Raw genomic sequence first — 24,247 nt, forward strand, 5'->3', positions numbered from 1 at the left:
TAATTAGGTTTGAATTTTAAGGAAAATATTAAATTCTGTTAAAAAATTGTAGTTAAGCTAATATGTACTTTAGAGTTTGATAGTTTGAATTGTTGATTTTTACTCTTGCCATTAGCATAATTAAGCTTAAATAGTCCGGATTTAGTGAGGATTCCAAAGCCAAAGCCAAAGCCAAATAGTTTTTCATTATGTGATGAAATCTTATTTTCAAAATATGCTGCATCAATTACAGAATGTAAGTAGATTGTATTATTAAGTTTAAATCTGTATTCTGTATTAATTAAACCATATAAAGTTGCAAATAGGCTATTTTCTTCAAATCCTCTTATGGAATTTATGCCTCCAAACCTTAATAGTTCATTTTCAAAGTATGTGTCTGAATTAATTATACTGCCGTTTGTTCTAATGTAAATACTATTGTTGCTATTTAGATTAAATATTTTAAATGCGTTTATGGTTAGTAGTGATTGTTTTTCTTTGTAATCGGTGTCTTCTCTATTTCCAAAATTTGTTTCTATATATATATAGGAGTTAAGTGGGAATAACAAATCGTAGTTTTGAGGTTCTGAGAATTCATATCCAAAAGAAAAATAATTCTTCTTATAATCTGTAACTAATGATGAAGAGGTTTCATTTAAGAGGCTGTTTGATTCTTCAAATAGTAATCCTGAATAAATTTTATGTTTAGAATTAATTTGATAGTGCAGTTTAGCTGTTTGTTCTACAGTTGTAAATGTAGAGTCTTTTTTAAAAATATTTAGTGATAAATCTATCCCTATGGGAGATCTAAATATATAAGGTAGAGTTAGGTTGCTGTCAAATGTTTTTTGCTCATTTTCATCACTTTTGTAAAGTAATTTAAAAGATTCGCCAAAATTTAAGTTGTTATTTAAGTTTAAATTTAAATAACCGTCAAATTGAATTTTGTTGGTGTCTTCATTGGTTCCAAAACCTAAAAAGCCATCAAATGAATTGCTTTGAGTTTTTTGTAAATATAAATATAGAGTTGTTGAATCTTTAGTGAACAGAACTTCTGGAGGTTTTATTTCAGAAGTGAAACCAAGATTTTGAAGTTGTTCGGTTTTACTTTTTATATCATTTAAATCAAAAACATCAGAAGGTTTTATTTTTAAATAATGTTTTAAATATGATTTTGGAAACTTTTCATAACCTTTAATAATAATATTGCTAATGGTTCTTTTTTCTTGGTTTTTATCAATTGTAAGTTCTGCTGTTAAGCGATTATCTTCTTTAACTTCAATATTTGAAAGTTTTAATTTTGAAAAGGGGAGCCCTTCTTTTGAGATTTCAGAATTTATAATGTTTAAGGCGTTTTCAATTTCGGTAAATTTCAATTCAAAATAGTCCTCGTAAATTTTTTCAGAAACTAATGATAAAATCTCATTAGAGGTAAAAGATTTGTTATATATATGAATGGTGTTGTATTGTTTTTTTAAATGAAAAGTGGCGTTATAAATAGTGTCATTAAATTTTTTTAAAGCTATTAATTTGTTTTCAATAAACCCTTTGTTATTTAGAAGTTTTTGAATAGCTTTTACTTCAGTTTTTAAAGACAAAAAATTATTGTGTGTTTTTTGATAGTTTAAAGAGTCAATTATTTTAGTTTCAAGTAAGGATTTGCCAGTTATTTTAAGTTTTAAATTTTGACAATTAGTTTCTACAGAAAAAAGTGTATATATAATAAGGAGTAATAAATAGGTATTCTTCACATTTTACAGAGTTAATTTTAAGAATTCAAATTACAAACTTTAAAAAGGTGATTTTTGTTGTAATAGAATCTAGTTAACTGTACAATTAACTTAAATAGCTGTGTAAATCTAACGGAAAAACCACAGATATAATATGACTTTTAGGTATAAATTTAAATTCAATTGAAAATTAATGAATTAGGGTTTGAATTATTAATTTTAATTTCTACCTTTGCAGCCCTCTAAGAAGAGGATTTTAAATTTATATAATAATTTATATGCCAACAATTTCACAATTAGTAAGAACAGGAAGAGCCAAAATAACCAAGAAGAGTAAATCGGCTGCTTTAGATTCTTGTCCGCAAAGACGTGGTGTATGTACTCGTGTTTACACAACAACACCTAAAAAACCTAACTCGGCAATGAGAAAGGTAGCTAGGGTGCGTTTAACAAACGGAAACGAGGTTAATGCATACATTGGTGGTGAAGGACATAATTTACAAGAGCACTCGATAGTATTGGTTAGAGGTGGAAGGGTAAAAGATTTACCAGGAGTTAGATATCACGTTGTTCGTGGAGCATTAGATACCGCAGGGGTGTCTGGTAGAACACAACGTAGATCTAAGTATGGTGCAAAACGCCCTAAAAAGTAATTAAACTTTAAGAAGAAGACATGAGAAAAAGACAAGCTAAGAAAAGACCTCTTTTACCAGATCCAAAATTTAACGATCAGTTGGTTACGCGTTTTGTAAACAATATGATGTGGGATGGAAAAAAGTCTGTAGCCTTTAAAGTATTCTATGATGCTATTGATATTGTAGATGCAAAAAAAACAGATGAAGAAAAAACAGCTTTGGAGCTTTGGAAAGATGCTTTATCAAATGTGATGCCTCACGTAGAAGTGCGTAGTCGTCGTGTTGGTGGTGCTACTTTTCAAATACCAATGCAAATTCGTCCAGATAGAAAAATTTCTACAGCAATGAAGTGGTTAATTGGTTATGCACGCAAGCGTAATGAAAAATCAATGGCTCAAAAATTGGCTGCTGAAATTTTAGCTGCGGCTAAAGAAGAAGGAGCTGCTGTAAAGAAAAGAGTTGATACTCACAAAATGGCGGAAGCAAACAAAGCATTCTCTCACTTTAGATTTTAATAAAAAATGGCTAGAGATTTAAAATATACAAGAAATATAGGTATTGCTGCTCATATTGATGCAGGTAAAACTACAACAACAGAGCGTATACTTTATTATACAGGTGTATCACACAAAATAGGTGAGGTACATGATGGTGCTGCAACTATGGACTGGATGGAGCAAGAGCAAGAAAGAGGTATTACAATTACTTCTGCAGCAACTACTTGTACTTGGCAGTTTCCAATAGAAAATGGAAAACCAACTCCTGATACAAAAGGATATCATTTTAATATTATAGACACTCCGGGTCACGTTGATTTTACTGTTGAAGTAAATCGTTCTTTACGTGTATTAGACGGTTTAGTGTTTTTATTCTCAGCTGTTGATGGTGTTGAGCCACAATCTGAGACTAACTGGAGATTAGCTGATAACTATAAAGTTCCTAGAATTGGTTTTGTTAATAAAATGGACCGTCAAGGATCAAACTTTATGGCTGTATGTCAACAAGTAAAAGATATGTTAAAGTCTAATGCAGTACCAATCGTTTTAAATATTGGTGATGAAGCAGACTTTAAAGGAATTGTAGATCTTGTGAAAAACAGAGCTATTATATGGCATGATGAAACTCAAGGATCTACTTTTGATGTTGTTGAAATTCCAGATGAATTAAAAGAAGAAGCTCAAAAATACAGAGCATTACTTATTGAAGAAGTTGCTACCTATGATGAGAACCTTTTAGAGAAATTCATGGAAGATGAAGATTCTATTACAGAAGAAGAAGTGCACGCTGCATTAAGAGCTGCTGTAATGGATATGGCTATCATTCCTATGATTTGTGGTTCGGCGTTTAAAAATAAAGGGGTGCAGTTCTTATTAGATGCTGTATGTCGTTATTTGCCATCTCCAACAGATAGAGATAATATTGTAGGTACAGATCCTAATACAGGTGAAGAAGCTGTGCGTAAGCCAGATGTTAAAGATCCATTTGCAGCTTTGGCTTTTAAAATTGCTACAGATCCTTTTGTAGGGCGTTTAGCATTCTTTAGAGCTTATTCTGGTCGTTTAGATGCTGGTTCTTATGTGTTAAATAATCGTTCTGGTAAAAAAGAGCGTATTTCGCGTATTTACCAAATGCACTCTAACAAACAAAATGCTATCGATTATATTGAAGCTGGAGATATAGGTGCTGCTGTAGGATTTAAAGATATTAAAACAGGAGATACGTTATCTGATGAGAAGAACCCAATAGTTCTTGAATCTATGGATTTCCCAGATCCTGTAATTGGTATCGCTGTTGAGCCAAAAACAAAAGCAGATGTTGATAAATTAGGTATGGCTTTAGCTAAATTAGCTGAAGAAGATCCAACATTTACTGCAAGAACAGATGAAGCTTCAGGTCAGACTATTATTTCTGGAATGGGTGAGCTTCACTTAGATATTATTGTTGACCGTCTTAAACGTGAGTTTAAGGTTGAAGTTAACCAAGGTCAACCACAAGTTGAGTACAAAGAAGCAATTACACAACGTGCAGAACACAGAGAAGTTTATAAGAAACAATCTGGTGGGCGTGGAAAATTCGCAGATATTGTATTTACAATAGAGCCTGCTGAAGAAGGAAAACAAGGTCTTGAATTCATTTCTGAAATTAAAGGTGGTAACGTTCCTAAAGAATTTATACCTTCAGTTGAAAAAGGATTTAAAATGGCAATGCAAAATGGACCATTAGCAGGTTATGAGGTAGATGCTATGAAAGTTACTTTGACAGATGGATCTTATCACGATGTAGATTCAGATCAATTATCATTCGAATTAGCTGCTAAATTAGGATTTAAAGCAGCAGCTAAAGCTGCTAAAGCAGTAATCATGGAACCAATCATGAAGTTAGAAGTACTTACTCCAGAAGAAAATATGGGTGATATAGTAGGTGACTTAAACAGACGTCGTGGTCAAGTTAATGATATGGGAGATAGGGCTGGATCTAAAGTTGTTAAAGCCGATGTTCCATTATCAGAAATGTTTGGTTATGTAACAGCTTTACGTACCTTATCATCTGGTAGAGCAACTTCTACAATGGAATTTTCACATTATGCTGAAACACCATCTAATATATCTGAGGAAGTAATTAAAAATGCTAAAGGTGTTGAAGCTTAAAATCTAAGAAAATGAGTCAAAAAATCAGAATAAAATTAAAATCTTACGATCACAACTTAGTAGATAAATCTGCTGATAAGATTGTAAAAACGGTAAAAAGTACAGGTGCTGTTGTTACAGGTCCAATTCCTTTACCAACTCACAAAAAGATTTTTACTGTATTACGTTCTCCACACGTAAACAAGAAATCAAGAGAGCAATTCCAATTATCATCTTATAAAAGATTATTGGATATCTACTCTTCGTCATCAAAAACTATTGATGCGTTAATGAAGCTTGAGTTACCAAGTGGTGTAGAAGTAGAGATTAAAGTGTAATTTGTAATTCCGAACTTGTTTCGGAATCTCACATGTCCCACCGATGCGGTCGCGGGAAAAACGGATAAAATACATTTCAGGGACGAAAGGTATTTTGTCCCTGAAGTTTTTTTAAATAAATAATAAATAAATTAATAATTAAATTATGTCTGGGTTAATTGGAAAAAAAATCGGTATGACCAGCATCTTTGATGAAAACGGGAAGAATATTCCTTGTACAGTAATCGAAGCTGGACCATGTATCGTTACCCAAGTCAGAACTGAAGAAGTTGACGGTTACAAAGCTGTTCAATTAGGTTTCGATGACGCGACAGAAAAAAGCGCTACAAAAGCAGACTTAGGTCATGCTAAAAAAGCGGGTACTTCTGTAAAACGCAAGGTTGTTGAATTTAAAGGTTTTGATGAGGAGTACAAATTAGGAGATGCAATCACTGTAGAACACTTTGTTGAAGGTGAATTTGTTGATATCTCAGGAACATCAAAAGGAAAAGGATTTCAAGGTGTTGTAAAACGTCACGGATTTGGTGGTGTAGGTCAAGCTACTCACGGTCAACATAACCGTTTAAGAGCACCAGGTTCTATTGGAGCTGCATCATATCCTGCAAGAGTATTCAAAGGTATGAAAATGGCCGGAAGAATGGGTGGTGAAAAAGTGAAAGTTCAAAATTTAAGAGTTTTAAAAGTAGTTCCAGAAAAGAACTTGCTTGTTGTTAAAGGTTGTGTACCTGGACACAAAAACGCTTATGTAACAATTCAGAAGTAATGAAAGTAGCAGTTTTAGATATAAACGGAAAAGACACAGGTAGAAAAGCAGAGCTTTCTAAAGAGGTGTTTGCTATTGAACCAAATGATCACGCGGTATATTTAGACGTTAAACAGTATTTAGCTAACCAACGTCAAGGTACTCACAAATCTAAAGAAAGAGGAGAGATTGCTGGTAGCACGCGTAAGATTAAAAAGCAAAAAGGAACTGGTACTGCAAGAGCAGGTAGTATTAAGTCTGGAGTTTTTAAAGGTGGTGGTCGTATGTTCGGTCCAAGACCAAGAAACTACAGTTTCAAACTTAATAAGAATTTAAAAAGATTAGCACGTAAGTCTGCCTTATCAATTAAAGCTAATGAAAAGTCAATAACAGTTTTAGAAGACTTTAATTTTGAGTCTCCAAAAACTAAAAACTTTACAGCAGTTTTAAAGGCTTTAGACTTAGAAAACAAAAAATCTTTGTTTGTGTTGGGTGGGTCAAATAATAACGTATATTTGTCATCGCGCAATTTAAAAGGTTCTGAGGTTATAACTAACACAGAATTAAATACTTACAAGATTTTAAACGCTAATCAAGTAGTGCTTTTAGAAGGTGCTTTAGAAGGAATTGAAACAAACTTAAGTAAATAAGAAACAGATGAGTATCTTAATTAAACCTATAATCACAGAAAAAGCGACTGCTGATAGCGAGTTAAGAAACTGCTATACTTTCGCGGTGAATACAAAGGCGAACAAGGTGGAAATCAAAAAAGCTGTTGAAGCTACATATGGTGTTTCTGTTGAAAAAGTTCGTACTATAAATGTCCGTCCAGATCGTAGTACCAAGTATACAAAAACTGGTATTCAACATGGTAAAACAAATGCTGTTAAAAAAGCAATTGTACAACTGGCGGAAGGTGAAATGATTGATTTATACGCTAATATGTAATTAGAATGTCAGTAAGAAAATTAAAACCAATCACACCAGGACAGCGATTTAGAGTAGTAAACGGGTATGACGCCATTACTACTGATAAGCCGGAGAAAAGCTTATTAGCTCCGAAAAAACGTTCAGGTGGTAGAAACAGTCAAGGAAAAATGACCATGCGCTATAAAGGTGGAGGTCATAAGAAAAAGTATCGTATCATTGATTTTAAACGTAACAAAACTGGTATTCCAGCAGAGGTTAAAACTATTGAATACGATCCAAACAGATCAGCTTTTATTGCTTTATTGAATTATCAAGATGGTGAAAAAAGATATATTATTGCTCAAAATGGTTTACAAGTTGGGCAAAATGTAGTGTCTGGTGAGTCTGGTGTTGCTCCAGAAATAGGTAATGCAATGCCATTAAGTGAAATTCCATTAGGAACTATTATTTCTTGTGTAGAGTTACGCCCAGGACAAGGTGCTGTTATGGCGCGTAGTGCCGGTGCATTTGCTCAATTAATGGCAAGAGATGGTAAGTTTGCAACCATTAAATTACCGTCAGGTGAAACACGTTTAGTGTTAGCAGCTTGTATGGCAACTATAGGTGTTGTATCTAATTCAGATCATCAATTATTAGTTGGTGGTAAAGCGGGTAGAACAAGATGGTTAGGAAGAAGACCACGTACTAATCCAGTTAGAATGAACCCAGTAGATCACCCAATGGGAGGTGGTGAAGGTAGAGCTTCTGGTGGACACCCACGTTCTAGAAATGGTATACCTGCAAAAGGTTATAGAACCCGTTCTAAAACAAAAGCGAGTAATAAATATATTGTAGAACGTAGAAAGAAATAAAACATGGCAAGATCACTAAAAAAAGGACCATACGTTCATTATAAATTAGAAAAAAAGGTAGCTGCTAATGTAGAAGCTAACAAAAAAACAGTAATCAAAACTTGGTCTAGAGCCTCTATGATTACTCCAGATTTTGTAGGGCAAACTATAGCAGTACACAATGGCCGTCAATTTGTTCCAGTTTATGTAACAGAAAATATGGTAGGTCATAAATTAGGAGAGTTTTCACCAACACGTTCATTCCGTGGACATGCAGGTGCTAAAAATAAAGGTAAAAAATAAGAGCTATGGGAAGTCGTAAAAAACAAATGGCAGACGCTATTAAGGAAAGTAAAAAGCAAGTAGCTTTTGCTAAACTTAATAACTGTCCTACGTCACCAAGAAAAATGCGTTTAGTAGCCGATTTAGTAAGAGGTGAAAGCGTTGAAAAAGCACTTAATATCTTAAAATTTAGTCAAAAAGAAGCATCAAATCGTTTAGAAAAGTTATTACTTTCAGCAATTGCTAACTGGCAAGCTAAAAACGAAGATGCAGATGTAGAGTCGGCTGAATTATTTGTAAAAGAGATTAGAGTAGATGGCGGATCAATGTTAAAAAGATTGCGTCCAGCACCTCAAGGTCGTGCACACAGAATAAGAAAACGTTCTAACCACGTAACATTAGTGGTAGGAGCTAACAATAACACACAAAGCTAAGATAGAAGTATGGGACAAAAAACAAATCCAATCGGAAATCGCTTAGGAATTATCAGAGGATGGGAATCTAACTGGTACGGAGGAAATGATTATGGCGATAAGCTTGCCGAAGACGATAAAATTAGAAAATACGTTCACGCGCGTTTATCTAAAGCTAGTGTAAGTAGAGTAATTATTGAGAGAACGCTTAAGCTTGTAACCGTTACTATCACTACAGCTCGCCCAGGTATCATTATTGGTAAAGGCGGTCAAGAGGTAGACAAGTTAAAAGAAGAGCTTAAAAAAATTACTGGAAAAGAAGTTCAGATTAACATTTTTGAAATTAAAAGACCTGAACTAGATGCGTATTTAGTAGCATCAAGTATTGCAAGACAAATTGAAAACAGAATTTCATACCGTCGTGCAATAAAGATGGCTATCGCTGCTACTATGCGTATGAATGCTGAAGGAATCAAAATTCAAATTAGTGGTCGTTTAAATGGTGCTGAAATGGCACGTAGCGAGCATTATAAAGAAGGACGTATTCCTTTATCAACATTTAGAGCCGATATTGACTATGCTTTAGTAGAAGCCCATACTACTTACGGTAGATTAGGTGTAAAAGTATGGATCATGAAAGGTGAAGTATATGGTAAAAGAGAGCTTTCTCCGCTTGTTGGTTTATCTAAGAAGCAAGGAAAAGGTGGGCGTGGAAAAAATCCTCGTCGTAGAAAGTAATTTTTTAAAGTAAAGAAACATGTTACAGCCTAAAAGAACAAAATTTCGTAAGCAACAGAAGGGACGTATGAAAGGTCTTTCTCAAAGAGGAAACCAACTTTCAAACGGAACTTTCGGTATAAAAGCACTAGATTCTAAGTTTATAACATCACGTCAAATTGAAGCTGCACGTATTGCCGCTACACGTTACATGAAAAGAGAAGGGTCGCTTTGGATTAAAATTTTTCCAGACAAGCCAATTACAAAAAAGCCTCTTGAAGTACGTATGGGTAAAGGTAAAGGTGCTGTAGAGTATTGGGTAGCTGTTGTAAAACCAGGACGCGTTTTATTTGAAATTGGTGGTGTGCCTGTAGACGTAGCTAAAGAAGCATTACGTTTAGCAGCTCAAAAATTACCAGTAAAAACTAAGTTTATAATTGCTCGCGATTACGAAGCATAATTTATTTGATATTATGAAACAATCAGAAATTAAAGAATTATCTACAGCTGAGTTACAAGAAAAACTTGGTGAGACTAAAAAAAGTTATTCAGACCTAAAATTGGCTCATGCAATATCTCCTTTAGAAAACCCAATTCAATTACGTTCTGTTAGAAGAACAGTAGCTAGAATTGCAACTGAATTAACTAAAAGAGATTTACAATAATTCTGCTGAAAGATGGAAACAAGAAATTTAAGAAAAGAACGTATAGGAGTTGTTACTAGTAACAAAATGCAGAAATCTATTGTGGTTTCTGAGGTTAAAAAAGTAAAACACCCTATGTATGGAAAATTCGTTTTAAAAACGAAGAAGTACGTTGCACACGATGAACAAAACGACTGCAACGAAGGAGATACAGTAAGGATTATGGAAACACGTCCTTTAAGTAAATCTAAATGTTGGAGATTAGTTGAAATAATTGAAAGAGCTAAGTAATTATGGTACAACAAGAATCAAGACTTAAAGTAGCAGATAACACTGGAGCAAAAGAAGTATTAACAATACGTGTTCTAGGTGGTACTAAAAGAAGATACGCTTCTGTAGGAGACAAAATAGTTGTTTCTGTTAAAGATGCAACTCCTAATGGAAACATTAAAAAGGGAGCAGTTTCTACTGCAGTAGTAGTGCGTACCGTAAAGGAAGTAAGAAGACCAGACGGATCTTATATTAGATTTGATGATAACGCATGTGTTTTATTAAACCCAACAGGTGAAATGAGAGGAACACGTGTATTTGGTCCTGTTGCAAGAGAACTTCGTGATAAACAATTCATGAAGATTGTATCATTAGCACCAGAGGTGCTTTAATACATTATTTAAGATGACAAAGCTTAAAATTAAATCAGGAGATACCGTAAGAGTAATTGCCGGAGACCACAAAGGATCTGAAGGTAAAGTACAAAAGGTATTTAAAGATACAAACAAAGCCATAGTAGAAGGCGTGAACATGGTGAAAAAACACACCAAACCAAGTGCACAAAACCCTCAAGGTGGTATTGTAGAAAAAGAAGCACCAATTCATATATCTAACTTATCATTGTTAACTTCTTCAGGAGAAACAACAAGAGTTGGGTTCAGAATAGAAGGTGATAAGAAAGTGAGATTTTCAGTAAAATCTAATGAAGTAATATAGTTATGGCATATTCACCAAGACTTAAAGAAGAGTATAAAAGCAGAGTAATTGCAGCTCTTACAGAAGAATTTGGATACAAAAATGTAATGCAAGTTCCTAAACTAGAAAAAATAGTTATTTCTAAAGGAGTAGGTGCAGCCGTTGCCGATAAAAAGTTAATTGACTACGCAGTAGAAGAGTTGACTACAATTTCTGGACAAAAAGCTGTAGCAACTATTTCAAAGAAAGACGTTGCGTCCTTTAAATTACGTAAAGGTATGCCAATTGGAGCTAAAGTTACTTTACGTGGCGAAAGAATGTATGAGTTTTTAGACCGTTTAGTAACGTCTGCTTTACCACGAGTAAGAGATTTTAACGGAATTAAAGCTACAGGTTTTGACGGAAGAGGTAATTACAACTTAGGAATTACTGAACAAATAATATTCCCAGAAATTAATATTGATAAAGTTAATAAAATCTCTGGAATGGATATTACATTTGTAACATCTGCCGAAACAGATAAAGAAGCAAAATCATTATTAACCGAATTAGGATTACCTTTTAAAAAGAACTAAGACATGGCTAAAGAATCAATGAAAGCCCGTGAGGTAAAAAGAGCTAAAACAGTAGCTAAATATGCTGCAAAACGTAAAGCTTTAAAAGAAGCTGGAGATTATGAAGCATTGCAAAAGTTACCAAAAAATGCTTCTCCTATTCGCATGCATAATAGATGTAAATTAACAGGAAGACCTAAAGGATACATGAGAGATTTTGGTATTTCTCGTGTAATGTTTAGAGAAATGGCAAACAAAGGCCTTATTCCTGGTGTTAGAAAAGCTAGTTGGTAATATTATTTAAAATAATCAGATTTAAGGTTCAGTAACCAACACTGAAAACCAAAATCACTAAATCAATTAATTATGTACACAGATCCAATTGCGGATTATTTAACAAGAATTAGAAACGCGGTGCGTGCTGGCCACAGAGTGGTAGAGATTCCTGCTTCTAATTTAAAGAAAGACATGACTAAAATATTATTCGAACAAGGATATATTTTAAGTTATAAATTTGATGATTCTACAACACAAGGCACTATTAAAATTGCACTTAAATATAATAGTGTTACTAAAGAGCCTGTAATTAAGAAAATTCAAAGAATAAGTAAACCAGGTTTACGTAAGTATGCTGGTGCAAAAGAATTACCTAGAATTCTTAATGGTCTTGGTATAGCTATCGTTTCTACTTCTCATGGAGTAATGACAGGTAAACAAGCCAAAAGAGATAATGTGGGTGGAGAAGTTTTATGTTACGTTTACTAAAAAAGGGAGAAAGACATGAGTAGAATAGGAAATAACCCAGTTGCAATTCCAGAAGGAGTTACTGTAGATGTAAAAGATAACGTAATTACAGTTAAAGGTAAATTAGGAGAATTAACTCAAAATTTTGATACTGTAAATGTTAAAGTTGAAGAAGGTAATGTTTACGTTACACGTTCAGCTGAAAATAAAGATAATAAATCTAAACATGGTTTGTACAGATCTTTAATTAATAACATGATTAAAGGTGTGTCAAAAGGATGGACCAAAGAATTAGAGTTAGTAGGTGTAGGTTACAGAGCTAGTAATCAAGGTCAAAAACTAGATTTAGCTTTAGGTTTTTCACATAATATTGTTATGAGTTTAGCTCCAGAAGTTAAAGTTGAAACAGTAAGTGAAAAAGGTAAAAACCCTATAGTTAAACTAACCTCTCATGATAAGCAACTTGTTGGACAAGTAGCAGCTAAAATTCGTGGTTTCAGAAAACCAGAACCATACAAAGGTAAAGGTATCAAGTTTGTTGGTGAAGAAATAAGAAGAAAAGCAGGTAAATCAGCTTAATAAATTAGTTATGGCATTAACAAAGAATCAAAGAAGATTAAGAATAAAAAACAGAATCCGTAAGGTTGTTTCTGGTACAGAAGCAAGACCAAGATTAGCTGTTTATAGAAGCAATAAAGAAATTTATGCTCAAATTGTAGATGATGTAACTGGTAATACTATTAGTGCTGCATCTTCAAGAGATAAAGAAATTAGTTCTGCAAAAGGTACTAAAATTGAAAAAGCAGCTTTAGTAGGAAAAGCAATTGCAGAAAAAGCTTTAAAAGCTGGTGTTGAAACTATTGCTTTTGATAGAGGAGGGTACTTATACCACGGAAGAGTAAAATCATTAGCTGACGGCGCTAGAGAAGCAGGACTTAAATTCTAAGAAATTATGTATCAAAATTATAAAAGTGCAGAATTAGTAAAACCAGGTGGATTAGATCTTAAAGATCGTTTAGTTGGTGTACAAAGAGTTACAAAAGTAACTAAAGGTGGTAGAGCATTTGGTTTCTCAGCAATTGTAGTAGTTGGTGATGAGGCTGGTGTTGTAGGACAAGGGTTAGGTAAATCTAAAGACGTTGCTAGTGCAATTGCAAAAGCTGTTGAGGATGCTAAGAAAAACCTAGTACGAATTCCTATAAGAAAAGGAACTTTACCACATGAGCAAAAAGGTAAATATGGTGGTGCAAGAGTAAACATTATTCCTGCTGCTCCTGGTACAGGTGTAATTGCTGGGGGTGCTGTAAGAACAGTTCTAGAAGCAGTTGGTGTACATGATGTATTATCAAAATCTCAAGGGTCATCTAACCCACATAACGTTGTAAAAGCAACATTTGATGCTTTATTACAATTAAGAGACGCTAATACCATTGCTAAAGATAGAGGTATTTCACTTGAAAAAGTTTTTAACGCTTAATAAAATCAATCATGGGAAAGATTAAAGTAACAAAGGTTAAAAGCGCTATCAATCGTACGCAAAGACAAAAAAGAACTTTAGAAGCTCTTGGTCTTAAAAAGATTGGACAAGTTAAAGAACACGAGGCAACTCCAAACATTCTTGGAATGATTGCTAAAGTTTCACATTTAGTTTCTGTTGAAGAAGCAAAATAATACAAAACTGAAATGGATTTAAGTAATTTAAAACCTGCACAAGGTTCAGTAAAAAGTCAAGGAAAAAGAGTAGGTAGAGGACAAGGTTCTGGAAAAGGTGGTACCGCTACACGTGGTCACAAAGGTGCTAAGTCTCGTTCTGGTTATTCTAAAAAATTAGGTTTTGAAGGTGGTCAAATGCCGCTTCAAAGACGTGTGCCTAAGTTTGGCTTTAAAAATATAAACCGTGTTGAATATCAAGGTATCAATTTAGATACGCTACAACAATTGGTTGACGATAATAAAATTAAAGATACTGTAGATTTAGATATTATTTTATCTAACAGATTAGCTGGTAAAAATGATCTAGTTAAAATTTTAGGTAGAGGAGAATTAAAAGCTAAATTAAAAGTATCTGCTCATAAGTTTACTGCTTCAGCAAAAGCTGCTATTGAAGCTGCAGGAGGAGAAGCTGTAACATTATAAGACCCTATTACAGTATGAAATTTATAGAATCAATAAAAAATGTTTGGAAAATAGAGGAACTAAGAAACAGAATCATAGTTACACTTGGTTTGTTATTAGTTTATCGTTTTGGTACTCAAGTTACATTGCCTGGTATAGATGCAGGTCAATTAAGTGAATTAGGGGCTAATACTGAAACGGGAATCCTTGGTTTACTTAGTGCCTTTACTGGTGGAGCTTTATCAAGAGCGTCTGTGTTTGCATTAGGTATCATGCCATACATTTCTGCTTCTATTGTTGTACAGTTAATGGGTATTGCTATTCCTTATTTGCAAAAATTGCAAAAGGAAGGTGCTAGTGGCCAAAAGAAAATTACGCAAATAACACGTTGGTTAACTATTGCAATATGTTTATTTCAATCACCAACATATTTAGCTAGCTTACCTAGTTTAGGTGTACCACAAAGTGCCTTTTTATTAGGAACAGGACCGTTATTCTATTTTTCGTCTGTAAGTATTTTAGTTACAGGATGTATTTTTGCTATGTGGTTAGGAGAAAAAATCACAGATAAAGGTATTGGTAATGGTATTTCATTATTAATTATGGTTGGTATTATTGCTACATTACCACAATCGTTTCTTCAAAATGCAGCAACTAGAATGGAAGGTAATAACGTAATGCTTATTCTTTTTGAATTAGTTATTTGGTTTGTTATTATTCTTGCTTCTATTATGTTAGTAATGGCTGTTAGAAAAATTGCAGTACAATACGCAAGAAGAACAGCATCTGGAGGGTATGAAAAAGCTGCCGTTGGTGGATCAAGACAATACATACCTTTAAAGCTTAATGCTTCTGGTGTAATGCCAATTATTTTTGCTCAAGCTATTATGTTTGTACCTAGTTTAATAGGCGGTTCTTCTTTCTTAAAAGATACATCAGCAGGTGCTTGGTTACAGACTAATTTTGCTGATATTTTTGGTTTCTGGTATAATTTAGTGTTTGCGTTATTGATTATAGTGTTTACTTATTTCTATACAGCAATTACAGTACCAACCAATAAAATGGCTGATGATTTAAAACGTAGCGGTGGTTTTATACCAGGTATTCGTCCAGGTTCAGAAACCGCTGAATATTTAGATAAAATAATGTCTCAAATAACTTTACCAGGTTCTATATTCTTAGCACTTATAGCTGTGTTCCCAGCATTTATTGTTAAGCTTATGGATGTAAGTCAAGGTTGGGCATTATTCTTTGGTGGTACATCATTACTAATTATGGTGGGAGTTGCAATTGATACTGCACAACAGGTAAATTCATACTTGTTGAATAGACATTATGATGGCTTGATGAAAACGGGTAAAAATAGAAAAGCAATAGCTTAATTATTATACTATGGCAAAACAAGCAGCAATAGAACAAGACGGAACCATTATAGAGGCATTATCAAATGCTATGTTTCGTGTTGAATTAGAAAACGGTCACATTGTGACTGCACATATTTCTGGTAAAATGCGAATGCATTACATTAAGTTATTACCAGGAGATAAAGTAAAATTAGAAATGAGTCCTTACGATTTAACTAAGGCTCGAATAACTTATAGATACTAATAAGATGAAAGTAAGAGCATCAGTTAAAAAAAGAAGCGCAGATTGTAAAATTGTGCGTAGAAAAGGTAGACTTTACGTTATAAACAAAAAGAATCCTAGATTTAAACAAAGACAAGGTTAAATTAGAAAAGAGTCATTAGTTTTTTAGTAGTTAGATGAATCTGCTTGAAATAGAAATGTTTAGGATTCTAACAACTAAAGACTAACAACTAGAAACTAAAAACAATATGGCAAGAATTGCAGGTGTAGATATACCAAAACACAAAAGAGGAGTAATTGCTTTAACATATATCTACGGAGTAGGTAAAAGTAGAGCACAAGAAATTTTAGCAACTGCTAAGGTTGATGAAAATATCAAAGTTCAAGATTGGAATGATGATCAAATTAGTGGTATCCGTGAGGCTGTTGCAGCCTACACAATAGAAGGTGAATTACGTTCTGAAACTCAATTAAACATTAAGAGATTAATGGATATTGGATGTTTTAGAGGAATTCGTCACAGAGCTGGTTTACCATTAAGAGGTCAACGTACAAAAAACAACTCTAGAACTAGAAAAGGTAGAAGAAAAACAGTTGCTAATAAGAAAAAAGCATAATTTATTATGGCAAAGACAAGTAGTAAAAAACGTAAAGTTGTTATTGACGCAATTGGCGAAGCACATATTACAGCTTCTTTCAATAATATTATTATATCTCTTACCAACAAAAAGGGCGATGTTATCTCATGGTCATCAGCTGGTAAGATGGGATTTAGAGGATCTAAGAAAAACACTCCTTACGCAGCTCAATTAGCTGCCGAAGATGCTGCAGGTGTAGCTCAAGAAGCAGGATTGAAAAAAGTAAAAGTATATGTAAAAGGTCCTGGAAATGGTAGAGAATCTGCTATTAGATCTATACATAATGCAGGCATTGAAGTTACAGAAATTATTGATGTTACTCCACTACCACATAACGGATGTAGACCTCCAAAAAGAAGAAGAGTATAATTTATACAATTCAATCTTAAAACAAATAAAATTAATATCATCTGTTACTCAGATGATGTTAATTTTTTGCATACATTTGCAAACTGAAAAAAAATAATTAAAACAAGTATCAACAAGAGATAAATGGTTATCGAAGGATAAGATTAAGACCTTAATTCATAACCACTCTTAAAACAAATTAAAATGGCAAGATATACTGGTCCTAAAACTAAAATAGCTCGTAAATTTGGAGAAGCTATTTTTGGAGAAGATAAATCTTTTGAAAAAAGAAATTATCCTCCAGGTCAACACGGAAACAACAGAAGACGTGGAAAAAAATCTGAATACGCTATTCAATTAGCAGAAAAGCAAAAAGCTAAATATACTTATGGTATTTTAGAGCGTCAATTCAGAGGATTATTTAAAAAAGCAAGAGCTGCACAAGGAATTACTGGTGAGGTATTATTACAATTATGTGAATCTAGATTAGATAATGTAGTATTCCGTATGGGAATTGCCCCATCTAGAAGCGGTGCCAGACAATTAGTATCTCATAGACACATCACCGTAAATGGTAAATTAGTAAATATACCATCTTACCAATTAAAAGCAGGAGATGTAGTTGCTGTAAGAGAAAAATCAAAATCTTTAGAAGTTATTCAAAATTCGCTTGCAAATTCTTCTCATGTTTATGAGTGGATTACTTGGAATAATGATACAAAAGAAGGTACTTACGTTTCTGTACCAGCTAGAATTCAAATTCCAGAAAATATTAACGAGCAATTCATCGTCGAATTATACTCTAAATAATAAATTAATCATATTGGTATTTAGCCAAAGGGTTCATAGGTTCTTCTTCAAACTTATAAACCGCGCAACTGAATAACAATTAAAACGAAGAAAAAACATTATGGCAGTATTTAATTTCCAAAAGCCCGACAAAGTAATCATGATTGATTCTACTGATTTCGAAGGAAAATTCGAATTCAGACCACTAGAACCTGGTTACGGATTAACAGTTGGTAATGCATTAAGAAGAGTATTACTTTCTTCATTAGAAGGTTTTGCAATAACTTCAGTAAGAATTGAAGGTGTAGACCATGAGTTCTCTGCAATTGCGGGTGTGGTTGAAGATGTTACAGAAATTATTCTTAATTTAAAACAAGTTCGTTTTAAAAGACAAATAGATGATATTGATAATGAATCTGTTTCCATTTCAATTTCAGGACAAGAAAGAGTAACAGCAGGTGATTTCCAAAAGTTTATCTCGGGTTTTCAAGTGCTAAATACAGAACTAGTAATCTGTAACCTAGATCCTAAAGTAAACCTTAATTTTGAAATTACTATAGAAAAGGGTAGAGGTTATGTGCCTGCAGAAGAAAATAAAAAAGCAGCTGCTCCAGTAGGAACTATCTTTACAGATTCTGTTTATACACCAATAAAAAATGTTAAGTATAGTATAGAAAACTACCGTGTAGAACAAAAAACTGATTATGAAAAATTAGTTTTTGAAATCATTACAGATGGTTCTATTACACCTCAAGATGCTTTAACAGAAGCTGCTAAAACATTAATACATCACTTTATGTTATTCTCTGATGAGAGAATTACGCTTGAAGCAGATGAGATTGCACAAACTGAAACATATGATGAAGAATCATTACATATGCGCCAGTTACTTAAAACTAAGTTAATAGATATGGATTTATCTGTACGTGCACTTAATTGTTTAAAAGCAGCAGAAGTAGATACTTTAGGAGATTTAGTGTCATTCAATAAAAACGATTTAATGAAATTCAGAAACTTTGGTAAAAAGTCTTTAACAGAGCTTGAAGAGCTTGTAAATGTTAAAGGTTTAAATTTCGGAATGGATTTAAGTAAATATAAATTAGATAAAGATTAAATAATCAACTCCTTTATAATTTGCTCCTCAAATGAGTGTAGTAGCAAGATAGAGGTTTAAAACAAAGGTCATGAGACACGGAAAAAAAATTAACCATTTAGGTAGACAAACAGCTCACAGAAAAGCAATGTTAGCAAATATGGCTTGTTCTTTAATAGAGCACAAGCGTATTAATACAACTGTTGCAAAAGCAAAAGCTTTAAAACAATTTGTAGAGCCTTTAGTAACTAAATCTAAAGAAGATACAACACATAACAGACGTCTTGTATTTAGTAAATTAAGACAAAAAGAAGCTGTTACAGAGTTGTTCAGAGAAGTAGCTGTTAAAGTTGGCGATAGACCAGGTGGTTACACAAGAATAATTAAGTTAGGAAACAGATTAGGTGATAACGCTGATATGGCAATGATAGAGCTAGTAGATTATAATGAAATCTATAATGCAGATAAGCCTAAGAAGAAATCTACAAGAAGAAGTAGAAGAGGAAAATCAGCTGCAGCTTCTACTCCGCCCGTAGAGAATAAGAATACTAACGAAGAGGAAGAATAAAGCATATAAAAAGATAAGTAAAATACTTATCTTTTTTTTTACATATAAAATAAGCACATTATGTTCAAGCATTACATTGTCTTTTTATTGATTACTTTTAGTATTGGAAGTTTAGCCCAAACTAACTTATCTACAAGTGGTTTAGGTGGTAGTTCTAAAGAATCTGTTAGTATGTTTTCTGGATTGAAAGCCAAAGAATACCATACTAATTTTAATAACAATGGAAATATAGAGGGAACCCCTTATCTTTTTAAAAGTTGGAAAAATAAATCAAAAATATGGTATGAAGATAAAATATTTAATTTAGACTCAGTAAATTATAATATACGAAGAGACACATTTGTTTTTAGATTAAAAAACGATTCTATCTTCATTCTTAATCCTAAAAAAATCACTAAAGTTGAAATTAATAATTTTGTATCTAAGTATACATTTAAACCTTATCCAAATAATAAGTTAGAAGAAAATTCTTTTTATGAAGTATTGTATGATAACAAAAATTATTCTCTCTTATCAAAATATAAGTTAAAAGTTAAAGGAGGCAGTGTAGACCCACTTACAAAAGAATATATTACTCCAAGGCAATATGTGCCAGAAAAGGATTATTTTATTTTAAAGCATAATGAAGGTGAGACAATAACAGATTTAAAACTAAAAAAAACTGTTGTTTTGAAATTAATTGAAAGTCCTTATCTAGGAGAAGTCAAAAGATTTGTTAAAAAACAAAGGTTGAAATATACTCAGATAGCTGATGTTAATAGAATACTAACTTACTATTATTCTATTAAAAGATAAAAAGGAAAGGGTAAATTATTTTAGTTTATCCTTTTTTTTATGCAATTTTGCGAAACTTTTTTATTGAAAACATGAAATATCAAAAAAAGCAAGACGCCATCATTCTTTTAGCAGATGGTACTATTTTTTACGGTAAAGCAGTAGGGAATAAACAAGGAACCGCCTTTGGAGAGGTGTGTTTTAACACAGGAATGACTGGCTACCAAGAAATTTTTACAGACCCATCATATTTTGGGCAATTAATGGTGGCTACAAATGCACATATTGGTAATTATGGAACCAATGAAGACGAAGTTGAATCAGATTCAATAAAAATAGCGGGGTTAATAGTTAAAAACTTTAGTTATGATTATTCTAGAGATGCAGCAGATAGTTCATTAGAAAACTTTCTAGATAAAAATAATCTTTTAGCAATTTCAGATGTTGATACTAGAGCTTTAGTTAGTTATATAAGAGATCACGGAGCTATGAATGCTGTAATTAGTACAGATATAGATAACGTAGAAGGCTTAAAAAAGCAATTAGCAGAAATACCTAGTATGGAAGGTTTAGAGTTGGCTTCAAAAGTATCAACAAAAGAACCTTATTACTATGGAGACGAAAATGCAACTTACAAAGTAGCGGCCTTAGATTTAGGTATAAAGAAAAATATTTTAAGAAATATAGCTAGTAGAGATTGTTATATAAAAGTGTTCCCATACAACTCTAAATTTGAAGATTTAGAAGCTTTTAATCCAGACGGATACTTTTTATCCAACGGTCCTGGAGATCCAGAACCATTGGTAGATGCCCAAAATATTGCAAAAGAAATTATTAAAAGAGATTTACCTTTGTTTGGTATTTGTTTAGGGCATCAAGTTATAGCAATTGCTAATGGGGTTTCTACTTACAAAATGTATAATGGACACAGAGGAATTAATCATCCGGTAAAAAACCTTAAAACAGGAAAAGGAGAGATCACATCTCAAAACCATGGTTTTGCTGTTAATAGGGAAGAGACGGAAGCTAATGCTGAATTAGAAGTTACTCACGTTCACCTAAATGATGATACAGTAGCAGGATTAGCAATGAAAAACAAAAATGTGTTTTCGGTTCAATATCATCCAGAAGCAAGTCCAGGACCACATGATTCATCATATCTATTCGATCAATTTATAGAGAATATTAAACAAAAATAATTAATATAAGCCTTTAAAAATTCTTGTTTTTAAAGGCTTATATTTTACTAAAACGTTATAGAGGTTATTTTTATAAATTCTTTAAAAACAACTAAAAAAAGACAAGATTTAACCGTAAATTTGAAGTATTAAATTAAAGTATAAATAAACTAATTATGAGTTCAATAATAAATATTCATGCTAGACAAATTCTAGATTCTAGAGGAAACCCAACAGTAGAGGTAGATGTTATAACAGAGAACAATGTTTTAGGTAGAGCTGCGGTACCATCTGGCGCTTCAACTGGAGAACACGAAGCAGTTGAGTTAAGAGACGGAGGAGATACTTACATGGGTAAGGGGGTTTTAAAAGCTGTTGAAAATGTAAACACTATTATAGCCGAAGAGCTTTTAGGTGTTTCTGTTTTTGAACAAAATTTAATCGATCAAATAATGATTGATTTAGACGGTACACCTAACAAATCTAAATTAGGAGCAAATGCTATTTTAGGCGTGTCTTTAGCTGCTGCTAAAGCTGCTGCTGCAGAATTAGGGTTGCCTCTTTATCGTTATGTTGGTGGAGTGTCTGCAAATACACTTCCTGTTCCAATGATGAATATTATTAATGGTGGTTCTCATAGTGATGCACCAATTGCATTCCAAGAGTTTATGATTATGCCTGTAAAAGCCAAAAACTTTACTCATGCAATGCAGATGGGTACAGAGATATTCCATCACTTAAAGAAAGTATTACACGATAGAAATCTAAGTACAGCAGTAGGTGATGAAGGTGGTTTTGCACCAACTTTAGATGGAACTGAAGACGCTATTGAAACTATTGGTAAAGCAGTTGAAAACGCAGGGTACAAATTTGGAGATGAAGTAAAAATAGCTCTAGATTGCGCTTCAGCTGAATTCTATAAAGACGGTAAGTATGATTATACTTTGTTTGAAGGAGATAAAGGTGTGGTAAGAACATCTGAAGAGCAAGCAGCTTATTTAGCAGAGTTATGCGAAAAATACCCAATTATTTCTATTGAAGATGGAATGGATGAAAACGATTGGGATGGATGGAAATCATTAACAGAAAAAGTAGGAGATAAAGTTCAGTTAGTAGGTGATGATTTATATGTAACTAACGTAGAGCGTTTATCTAGAGGTATTGAAAATGGAATTGCAAACTCTATATTAATTAAAGTAAACCAAATTGGTTCTTTAACAGAAACCATTGCAGCTGTAAATATGGCTAAAAATGCAGGATATACTTCAGTAATGTCTCACCGTTCTGGTGAAACCGAAGATAATACTATTGCAGATTTAGCAGTAGCTTTAAACTGCGGGCAAATAAAAACAGGTTCAGCTTCACGTTCAGATCGTATGGCAAAATACAATCAATTATTACGTATTGAAGAAGAATTAGGAGATGTTGCTTATTTTCCTCAAGAAAAAGCTTTCAAGGTTAGTTAAAAAATAATTAAAAAATATTCAATAAAAAGCGATTATTGTTTAATAATCGCTTTTTTATTTATTATTAATTTTAGATATACCTAAATTCATTAATAACTTAGAAAAATAGCTTTTAAAAATAAGGGCTTTTTTTGTATTTTAGCATTCCGCTTAAACAAAATAAATTACTTAAACTTATGGCAAATACTGCAACCATTGAAATTGGTGGTAAAAAATATGAATTTCCTTTAGTTGAAGGAACGGAAAAAGAAGTTGCAATAGATATTAAAAGCCTTAGAGCAGCTACTAATGGAATAATAACTTTAGATTCTGGATATAAAAACACAGGGTCTTGCGAAAGTGCTATTACGTTTTTAGATGGTGAAAAAGGAATTTTAAGATACCGAGGATATTCTATTGAAGAATTAGCTGAAAAAGCAGACTTTTTAGAAGTAGCTTATCTGTTAATTTTTGGAGAATTGCCAACAAAAGATGAGCTTGAGAAATTTCATAATGACATAAAAAAGAACTCTATAGTAGATGAGGATGTGCACAAAATTTTAAATGCTTTCCCAAAAGCAGCACACCCAATGGGGGTTTTATCATCTTTAACTAGTGCTTTAACAGCATTTAACCCTTCTTCTGTAAACGTAGAATCAGAAGAAGATATGTATAATGCTATCGTGAAAATTTTGGGCAAAATGCCTGTATTAGTAGCATGGACAATGCGAAAAAAACAAGGCTTGCCATTAGATTATGGAGATGATAGTTTAGGATATGTAGAAAATATCTTAAAAATGATGTTTTCAAAACCAAACCATAAATACGAGAATAATAAAATTTATGTAGACGCTTTAGATAAATTATTGATTCTACATGCAGATCATGAACAAAACTGTTCTACATCAACAGTTAGAATAACAGGTTCTTCTCATGCAGGATTATTTGTGTCTTTAGCAGCAGGTATTTCTGCTCTTTGGGGGCCACTTCACGGTGGAGCTAACCAAGCAGTACTTGAAATGCTAGAAGCTATAAAAGCAGATGGCGGAGATACAGCAAAATACATGGCTAAAGCAAAAGATAAAAATGATCCATTCCGTTTAATGGGATTTGGTCATAGAGTATATAAAAATTTCGACCCAAGAGCTAGAATCATTAAAAAAGCAGCAGATGAGGTTTTAGCCGATTTAGGGGTAGTAGATCCTATTTTAGAAGTAGCTAAAGGATTAGAAAAAGAAGCTTTAGAAGATCAGTATTTTGTAGATAGAAAATTATATCCAAATGTAGACTTCTATTCTGGAATTATATACAGAGCTATGGGGATTCCTGTAGAAATGTTTACTGTAATGTTTGCATTAGGGCGTTTACCAGGATGGATTGCTCAATGGAGAGAAATGCGTTTACGTAAAGAACCAATTGGAAGACCAAGACAACTTTATATTGGTGAAACTGAAAGAAGTTTTGTGCCAATAGAAAAGAGATAATATTTAATTATTTTTAAATAATTGTTAAGCTTTATGATTTTTCATAAAGCTTTTCTTTTTTTTAGGTTTTTTTTTAAGAATAATTCAAAGAATTGTT

37 protein-coding genes are annotated in these 24,247 nt (G+C 32.9%); 36 read left to right on the top strand and 1 reads right to left on the bottom strand.

Annotation, left to right across the window (positions count from 1 at the left end):
- Positions 1-38 precede the first annotated feature (38 nt).
- Positions 39-1,577, bottom strand: coding sequence for a POTRA domain-containing protein (locus tag J1D01_RS09475; protein ID WP_421150656.1), 1,539 nt, complete (start codon positions 1,575-1,577; stop codon positions 39-41).
- 410 nt (positions 1,578-1,987) lie between these two features.
- Between J1D01_RS09475 and rpsL the strand changes: the two genes are divergently transcribed.
- The 36 genes from rpsL to J1D01_RS09655 all read left to right on the top strand — a co-directional run bounded on the left by rpsL (position 1,988) and on the right by J1D01_RS09655 (position 24,150).
- Positions 1,988-2,362, top strand: a complete 375-nt coding sequence (gene rpsL, locus J1D01_RS09480) for a 30S ribosomal protein S12 (RefSeq protein ID WP_076698048.1) — start codon at positions 1,988-1,990, stop codon at positions 2,360-2,362.
- 20 nt (positions 2,363-2,382) lie between these two features.
- Positions 2,383-2,859 carry a 30S ribosomal protein S7 gene (gene rpsG / locus J1D01_RS09485; protein ID WP_421150657.1) on the top strand — a complete coding sequence of 159 codons (477 nt, stop codon included), beginning with the start codon at positions 2,383-2,385 and terminating at the stop codon, positions 2,857-2,859.
- A 6-nt stretch (positions 2,860-2,865) separates the two neighbouring features.
- On the top strand, positions 2,866-4,992 hold the full coding sequence (gene fusA / locus J1D01_RS09490; protein ID WP_421150658.1) for an elongation factor G: 2,127 nt from the start codon (positions 2,866-2,868) through the stop codon (positions 4,990-4,992).
- Positions 4,993-5,003: 11 nt separating this feature from the next.
- Positions 5,004-5,309 (top strand): 30S ribosomal protein S10, encoded by a 306-nt coding sequence (gene rpsJ / locus J1D01_RS09495; RefSeq protein WP_007650482.1) that lies wholly within the window; start codon positions 5,004-5,006, stop codon positions 5,307-5,309.
- Between the two features lie 145 nt (positions 5,310-5,454).
- The gene (gene rplC, locus J1D01_RS09500; protein WP_421150659.1) at positions 5,455-6,072 is read left to right on the top strand and encodes a 50S ribosomal protein L3; all 618 of its coding nucleotides are present in this window, start codon (positions 5,455-5,457) and stop codon (positions 6,070-6,072) included.
- On the top strand, positions 6,072-6,701 hold the full coding sequence (gene rplD, locus J1D01_RS09505; RefSeq protein WP_421150660.1) for a 50S ribosomal protein L4: 630 nt from the start codon (positions 6,072-6,074) through the stop codon (positions 6,699-6,701). Before rplC ends, rplD begins: the two co-directional genes overlap by 1 nt.
- A 7-nt stretch (positions 6,702-6,708) precedes the next feature.
- The gene (gene rplW / locus J1D01_RS09510) at positions 6,709-6,999 is read left to right on the top strand and encodes a 50S ribosomal protein L23 (protein ID WP_406684789.1); all 291 of its coding nucleotides are present in this window, start codon (positions 6,709-6,711) and stop codon (positions 6,997-6,999) included.
- A 5-nt stretch (positions 7,000-7,004) separates the two neighbouring features.
- On the top strand, positions 7,005-7,832 hold the full coding sequence (gene rplB / locus J1D01_RS09515) for a 50S ribosomal protein L2 (RefSeq protein WP_421150661.1): 828 nt from the start codon (positions 7,005-7,007) through the stop codon (positions 7,830-7,832).
- 3 nt (positions 7,833-7,835) lie between these two features.
- Positions 7,836-8,114, top strand: coding sequence for a 30S ribosomal protein S19 (gene rpsS / locus J1D01_RS09520; RefSeq protein WP_027880209.1), 279 nt, complete (start codon positions 7,836-7,838; stop codon positions 8,112-8,114).
- Between the two features lie 5 nt (positions 8,115-8,119).
- Positions 8,120-8,527, top strand: a complete 408-nt coding sequence (gene rplV / locus J1D01_RS09525; protein WP_421150662.1) for a 50S ribosomal protein L22 — start codon at positions 8,120-8,122, stop codon at positions 8,525-8,527.
- A 9-nt stretch (positions 8,528-8,536) separates the two neighbouring features.
- Positions 8,537-9,244 carry a 30S ribosomal protein S3 gene (gene rpsC, locus J1D01_RS09530; RefSeq protein ID WP_076698034.1) on the top strand — a complete coding sequence of 236 codons (708 nt, stop codon included), beginning with the start codon at positions 8,537-8,539 and terminating at the stop codon, positions 9,242-9,244.
- A gap of 19 nt (positions 9,245-9,263) precedes the next feature.
- Positions 9,264-9,683 carry a 50S ribosomal protein L16 gene (rplP, locus tag J1D01_RS09535; RefSeq protein WP_421150663.1) on the top strand — a complete coding sequence of 140 codons (420 nt, stop codon included), beginning with the start codon at positions 9,264-9,266 and terminating at the stop codon, positions 9,681-9,683.
- A 13-nt stretch (positions 9,684-9,696) separates the two neighbouring features.
- Entirely contained in the window at positions 9,697-9,888 is a 192-nt protein-coding gene (rpmC, locus tag J1D01_RS09540; RefSeq protein WP_421150664.1) for a 50S ribosomal protein L29, read from the top strand.
- Between the two features lie 12 nt (positions 9,889-9,900).
- Positions 9,901-10,158: a 30S ribosomal protein S17 gene (rpsQ, locus tag J1D01_RS09545; protein WP_139001948.1), complete on the top strand. Its 258-nt coding sequence runs from the start codon at positions 9,901-9,903 to the stop codon at positions 10,156-10,158.
- A gap of 2 nt (positions 10,159-10,160) precedes the next feature.
- Positions 10,161-10,529, top strand: a complete 369-nt coding sequence (gene rplN, locus J1D01_RS09550; protein ID WP_130937892.1) for a 50S ribosomal protein L14 — start codon at positions 10,161-10,163, stop codon at positions 10,527-10,529.
- 13 nt (positions 10,530-10,542) lie between these two features.
- Positions 10,543-10,854, top strand: coding sequence for a 50S ribosomal protein L24 (rplX, locus tag J1D01_RS09555; protein ID WP_076698028.1), 312 nt, complete (start codon positions 10,543-10,545; stop codon positions 10,852-10,854).
- Positions 10,855-10,856: 2 nt separating this feature from the next.
- On the top strand, positions 10,857-11,408 hold the full coding sequence (gene rplE, locus J1D01_RS09560) for a 50S ribosomal protein L5 (protein WP_345005273.1): 552 nt from the start codon (positions 10,857-10,859) through the stop codon (positions 11,406-11,408).
- A gap of 3 nt (positions 11,409-11,411) precedes the next feature.
- Positions 11,412-11,681, top strand: coding sequence for a 30S ribosomal protein S14 (gene rpsN, locus J1D01_RS09565; RefSeq protein ID WP_076698025.1), 270 nt, complete (start codon positions 11,412-11,414; stop codon positions 11,679-11,681).
- Between the two features lie 72 nt (positions 11,682-11,753).
- Entirely contained in the window at positions 11,754-12,152 is a 399-nt protein-coding gene (rpsH, locus tag J1D01_RS09570; protein ID WP_421150665.1) for a 30S ribosomal protein S8, read from the top strand.
- Between the two features lie 15 nt (positions 12,153-12,167).
- Positions 12,168-12,710, top strand: a complete 543-nt coding sequence (gene rplF, locus J1D01_RS09575; RefSeq protein WP_421150666.1) for a 50S ribosomal protein L6 — start codon at positions 12,168-12,170, stop codon at positions 12,708-12,710.
- A gap of 10 nt (positions 12,711-12,720) precedes the next feature.
- On the top strand, positions 12,721-13,077 hold the full coding sequence (gene rplR, locus J1D01_RS09580) for a 50S ribosomal protein L18 (protein ID WP_076698020.1): 357 nt from the start codon (positions 12,721-12,723) through the stop codon (positions 13,075-13,077).
- 6 nt (positions 13,078-13,083) lie between these two features.
- Positions 13,084-13,608 (top strand): 30S ribosomal protein S5, encoded by a 525-nt coding sequence (gene rpsE, locus J1D01_RS09585; RefSeq protein ID WP_116038977.1) that lies wholly within the window; start codon positions 13,084-13,086, stop codon positions 13,606-13,608.
- A gap of 11 nt (positions 13,609-13,619) precedes the next feature.
- A complete protein-coding gene (gene rpmD, locus J1D01_RS09590) occupies positions 13,620-13,802 on the top strand; it encodes a 50S ribosomal protein L30 (protein ID WP_076698017.1) in 183 nt (60 codons plus the stop codon).
- A 12-nt stretch (positions 13,803-13,814) separates the two neighbouring features.
- Positions 13,815-14,267 (top strand): 50S ribosomal protein L15, encoded by a 453-nt coding sequence (gene rplO / locus J1D01_RS09595; RefSeq protein WP_372938183.1) that lies wholly within the window; start codon positions 13,815-13,817, stop codon positions 14,265-14,267.
- Positions 14,268-14,281: 14 nt separating this feature from the next.
- On the top strand, positions 14,282-15,628 hold the full coding sequence (secY, locus tag J1D01_RS09600) for a preprotein translocase subunit SecY (protein ID WP_372938184.1): 1,347 nt from the start codon (positions 14,282-14,284) through the stop codon (positions 15,626-15,628).
- A 10-nt stretch (positions 15,629-15,638) separates the two neighbouring features.
- Positions 15,639-15,854 carry a translation initiation factor IF-1 gene (gene infA, locus J1D01_RS09605; protein WP_007094967.1) on the top strand — a complete coding sequence of 72 codons (216 nt, stop codon included), beginning with the start codon at positions 15,639-15,641 and terminating at the stop codon, positions 15,852-15,854.
- A 4-nt stretch (positions 15,855-15,858) separates the two neighbouring features.
- Positions 15,859-15,975 (top strand): type B 50S ribosomal protein L36, encoded by a 117-nt coding sequence (ykgO, locus tag J1D01_RS09610; RefSeq protein WP_013305171.1) that lies wholly within the window; start codon positions 15,859-15,861, stop codon positions 15,973-15,975.
- A 106-nt stretch (positions 15,976-16,081) separates the two neighbouring features.
- Positions 16,082-16,450 (top strand): 30S ribosomal protein S13, encoded by a 369-nt coding sequence (gene rpsM, locus J1D01_RS09615; protein ID WP_372938186.1) that lies wholly within the window; start codon positions 16,082-16,084, stop codon positions 16,448-16,450.
- A 6-nt stretch (positions 16,451-16,456) separates the two neighbouring features.
- Positions 16,457-16,840, top strand: coding sequence for a 30S ribosomal protein S11 (gene rpsK / locus J1D01_RS09620; RefSeq protein ID WP_372938187.1), 384 nt, complete (start codon positions 16,457-16,459; stop codon positions 16,838-16,840).
- A 183-nt stretch (positions 16,841-17,023) separates the two neighbouring features.
- Positions 17,024-17,629 carry a 30S ribosomal protein S4 gene (gene rpsD / locus J1D01_RS09625; RefSeq protein WP_372938188.1) on the top strand — a complete coding sequence of 202 codons (606 nt, stop codon included), beginning with the start codon at positions 17,024-17,026 and terminating at the stop codon, positions 17,627-17,629.
- Positions 17,630-17,729: 100 nt separating this feature from the next.
- Positions 17,730-18,722, top strand: coding sequence for a DNA-directed RNA polymerase subunit alpha (locus tag J1D01_RS09630; RefSeq protein WP_421150667.1), 993 nt, complete (start codon positions 17,730-17,732; stop codon positions 18,720-18,722).
- A 70-nt stretch (positions 18,723-18,792) separates the two neighbouring features.
- Positions 18,793-19,269: a 50S ribosomal protein L17 gene (rplQ, locus tag J1D01_RS09635; protein ID WP_372937250.1), complete on the top strand. Its 477-nt coding sequence runs from the start codon at positions 18,793-18,795 to the stop codon at positions 19,267-19,269.
- A 60-nt stretch (positions 19,270-19,329) separates the two neighbouring features.
- Positions 19,330-20,064, top strand: coding sequence for a hypothetical protein (locus tag J1D01_RS09640; RefSeq protein ID WP_421150668.1), 735 nt, complete (start codon positions 19,330-19,332; stop codon positions 20,062-20,064).
- Between the two features lie 71 nt (positions 20,065-20,135).
- On the top strand, positions 20,136-21,242 hold the full coding sequence (carA, locus tag J1D01_RS09645; protein ID WP_372937252.1) for a glutamine-hydrolyzing carbamoyl-phosphate synthase small subunit: 1,107 nt from the start codon (positions 20,136-20,138) through the stop codon (positions 21,240-21,242).
- 155 nt (positions 21,243-21,397) lie between these two features.
- Entirely contained in the window at positions 21,398-22,687 is a 1,290-nt protein-coding gene (gene eno / locus J1D01_RS09650; RefSeq protein ID WP_372937253.1) for a phosphopyruvate hydratase, read from the top strand.
- A 176-nt stretch (positions 22,688-22,863) separates the two neighbouring features.
- Positions 22,864-24,150, top strand: coding sequence for a citrate synthase (locus J1D01_RS09655; protein ID WP_421150669.1), 1,287 nt, complete (start codon positions 22,864-22,866; stop codon positions 24,148-24,150).
- The last annotated feature ends 97 nt before the right edge of the window (positions 24,151-24,247 follow it).

Origin of the sequence: Seonamhaeicola sp. NFXS20, from assembly GCF_049132085.1 — a bacterium.
Lineage (GTDB): Bacteria > Bacteroidota > Bacteroidia > Flavobacteriales > Flavobacteriaceae > Seonamhaeicola.

Coding starts and splice junctions, on each gene's coding strand:
- rplC (WP_421150659.1), top strand. CDS start 5,455: ATGTCTGGGTTAATTGGAAAAAAAATCGGTATGACCAGCATCTTTGAT.
- rplP (WP_421150663.1), top strand. CDS start 9,264: ATGTTACAGCCTAAAAGAACAAAATTTCGTAAGCAACAGAAGGGACGT.
- rplD (WP_421150660.1), top strand. CDS start 6,072: ATGAAAGTAGCAGTTTTAGATATAAACGGAAAAGACACAGGTAGAAAA.
- rpsS (WP_027880209.1), top strand. CDS start 7,836: ATGGCAAGATCACTAAAAAAAGGACCATACGTTCATTATAAATTAGAA.
- rpsQ (WP_139001948.1), top strand. CDS start 9,901: ATGGAAACAAGAAATTTAAGAAAAGAACGTATAGGAGTTGTTACTAGT.
- rpmD (WP_076698017.1), top strand. CDS start 13,620: ATGGGAAAGATTAAAGTAACAAAGGTTAAAAGCGCTATCAATCGTACG.
- rpsJ (WP_007650482.1), top strand. CDS start 5,004: ATGAGTCAAAAAATCAGAATAAAATTAAAATCTTACGATCACAACTTA.
- rpsC (WP_076698034.1), top strand. CDS start 8,537: ATGGGACAAAAAACAAATCCAATCGGAAATCGCTTAGGAATTATCAGA.
- rplX (WP_076698028.1), top strand. CDS start 10,543: ATGACAAAGCTTAAAATTAAATCAGGAGATACCGTAAGAGTAATTGCC.
- rplE (WP_345005273.1), top strand. CDS start 10,857: ATGGCATATTCACCAAGACTTAAAGAAGAGTATAAAAGCAGAGTAATT.
- carA (WP_372937252.1), top strand. CDS start 20,136: ATGAAATATCAAAAAAAGCAAGACGCCATCATTCTTTTAGCAGATGGT.
- J1D01_RS09630 (WP_421150667.1), top strand. CDS start 17,730: ATGGCAGTATTTAATTTCCAAAAGCCCGACAAAGTAATCATGATTGAT.
- rpmC (WP_421150664.1), top strand. CDS start 9,697: ATGAAACAATCAGAAATTAAAGAATTATCTACAGCTGAGTTACAAGAA.
- eno (WP_372937253.1), top strand. CDS start 21,398: ATGAGTTCAATAATAAATATTCATGCTAGACAAATTCTAGATTCTAGA.
- rplF (WP_421150666.1), top strand. CDS start 12,168: ATGAGTAGAATAGGAAATAACCCAGTTGCAATTCCAGAAGGAGTTACT.
- infA (WP_007094967.1), top strand. CDS start 15,639: ATGGCAAAACAAGCAGCAATAGAACAAGACGGAACCATTATAGAGGCA.
- rplV (WP_421150662.1), top strand. CDS start 8,120: ATGGGAAGTCGTAAAAAACAAATGGCAGACGCTATTAAGGAAAGTAAA.
- rpsE (WP_116038977.1), top strand. CDS start 13,084: ATGTATCAAAATTATAAAAGTGCAGAATTAGTAAAACCAGGTGGATTA.
- rpsN (WP_076698025.1), top strand. CDS start 11,412: ATGGCTAAAGAATCAATGAAAGCCCGTGAGGTAAAAAGAGCTAAAACA.
- ykgO (WP_013305171.1), top strand. CDS start 15,859: ATGAAAGTAAGAGCATCAGTTAAAAAAAGAAGCGCAGATTGTAAAATT.
- J1D01_RS09640 (WP_421150668.1), top strand. CDS start 19,330: ATGTTCAAGCATTACATTGTCTTTTTATTGATTACTTTTAGTATTGGA.
- rplQ (WP_372937250.1), top strand. CDS start 18,793: ATGAGACACGGAAAAAAAATTAACCATTTAGGTAGACAAACAGCTCAC.
- rplB (WP_421150661.1), top strand. CDS start 7,005: ATGTCAGTAAGAAAATTAAAACCAATCACACCAGGACAGCGATTTAGA.
- rpsL (WP_076698048.1), top strand. CDS start 1,988: ATGCCAACAATTTCACAATTAGTAAGAACAGGAAGAGCCAAAATAACC.
- secY (WP_372938184.1), top strand. CDS start 14,282: ATGAAATTTATAGAATCAATAAAAAATGTTTGGAAAATAGAGGAACTA.
- rplN (WP_130937892.1), top strand. CDS start 10,161: ATGGTACAACAAGAATCAAGACTTAAAGTAGCAGATAACACTGGAGCA.
- rpsK (WP_372938187.1), top strand. CDS start 16,457: ATGGCAAAGACAAGTAGTAAAAAACGTAAAGTTGTTATTGACGCAATT.
- fusA (WP_421150658.1), top strand. CDS start 2,866: ATGGCTAGAGATTTAAAATATACAAGAAATATAGGTATTGCTGCTCAT.
- rpsD (WP_372938188.1), top strand. CDS start 17,024: ATGGCAAGATATACTGGTCCTAAAACTAAAATAGCTCGTAAATTTGGA.
- rpsG (WP_421150657.1), top strand. CDS start 2,383: ATGAGAAAAAGACAAGCTAAGAAAAGACCTCTTTTACCAGATCCAAAA.
- rpsM (WP_372938186.1), top strand. CDS start 16,082: ATGGCAAGAATTGCAGGTGTAGATATACCAAAACACAAAAGAGGAGTA.
- rplW (WP_406684789.1), top strand. CDS start 6,709: ATGAGTATCTTAATTAAACCTATAATCACAGAAAAAGCGACTGCTGAT.
- rplR (WP_076698020.1), top strand. CDS start 12,721: ATGGCATTAACAAAGAATCAAAGAAGATTAAGAATAAAAAACAGAATC.
- J1D01_RS09655 (WP_421150669.1), top strand. CDS start 22,864: ATGGCAAATACTGCAACCATTGAAATTGGTGGTAAAAAATATGAATTT.
- rpsH (WP_421150665.1), top strand. CDS start 11,754: ATGTACACAGATCCAATTGCGGATTATTTAACAAGAATTAGAAACGCG.
- rplO (WP_372938183.1), top strand. CDS start 13,815: ATGGATTTAAGTAATTTAAAACCTGCACAAGGTTCAGTAAAAAGTCAA.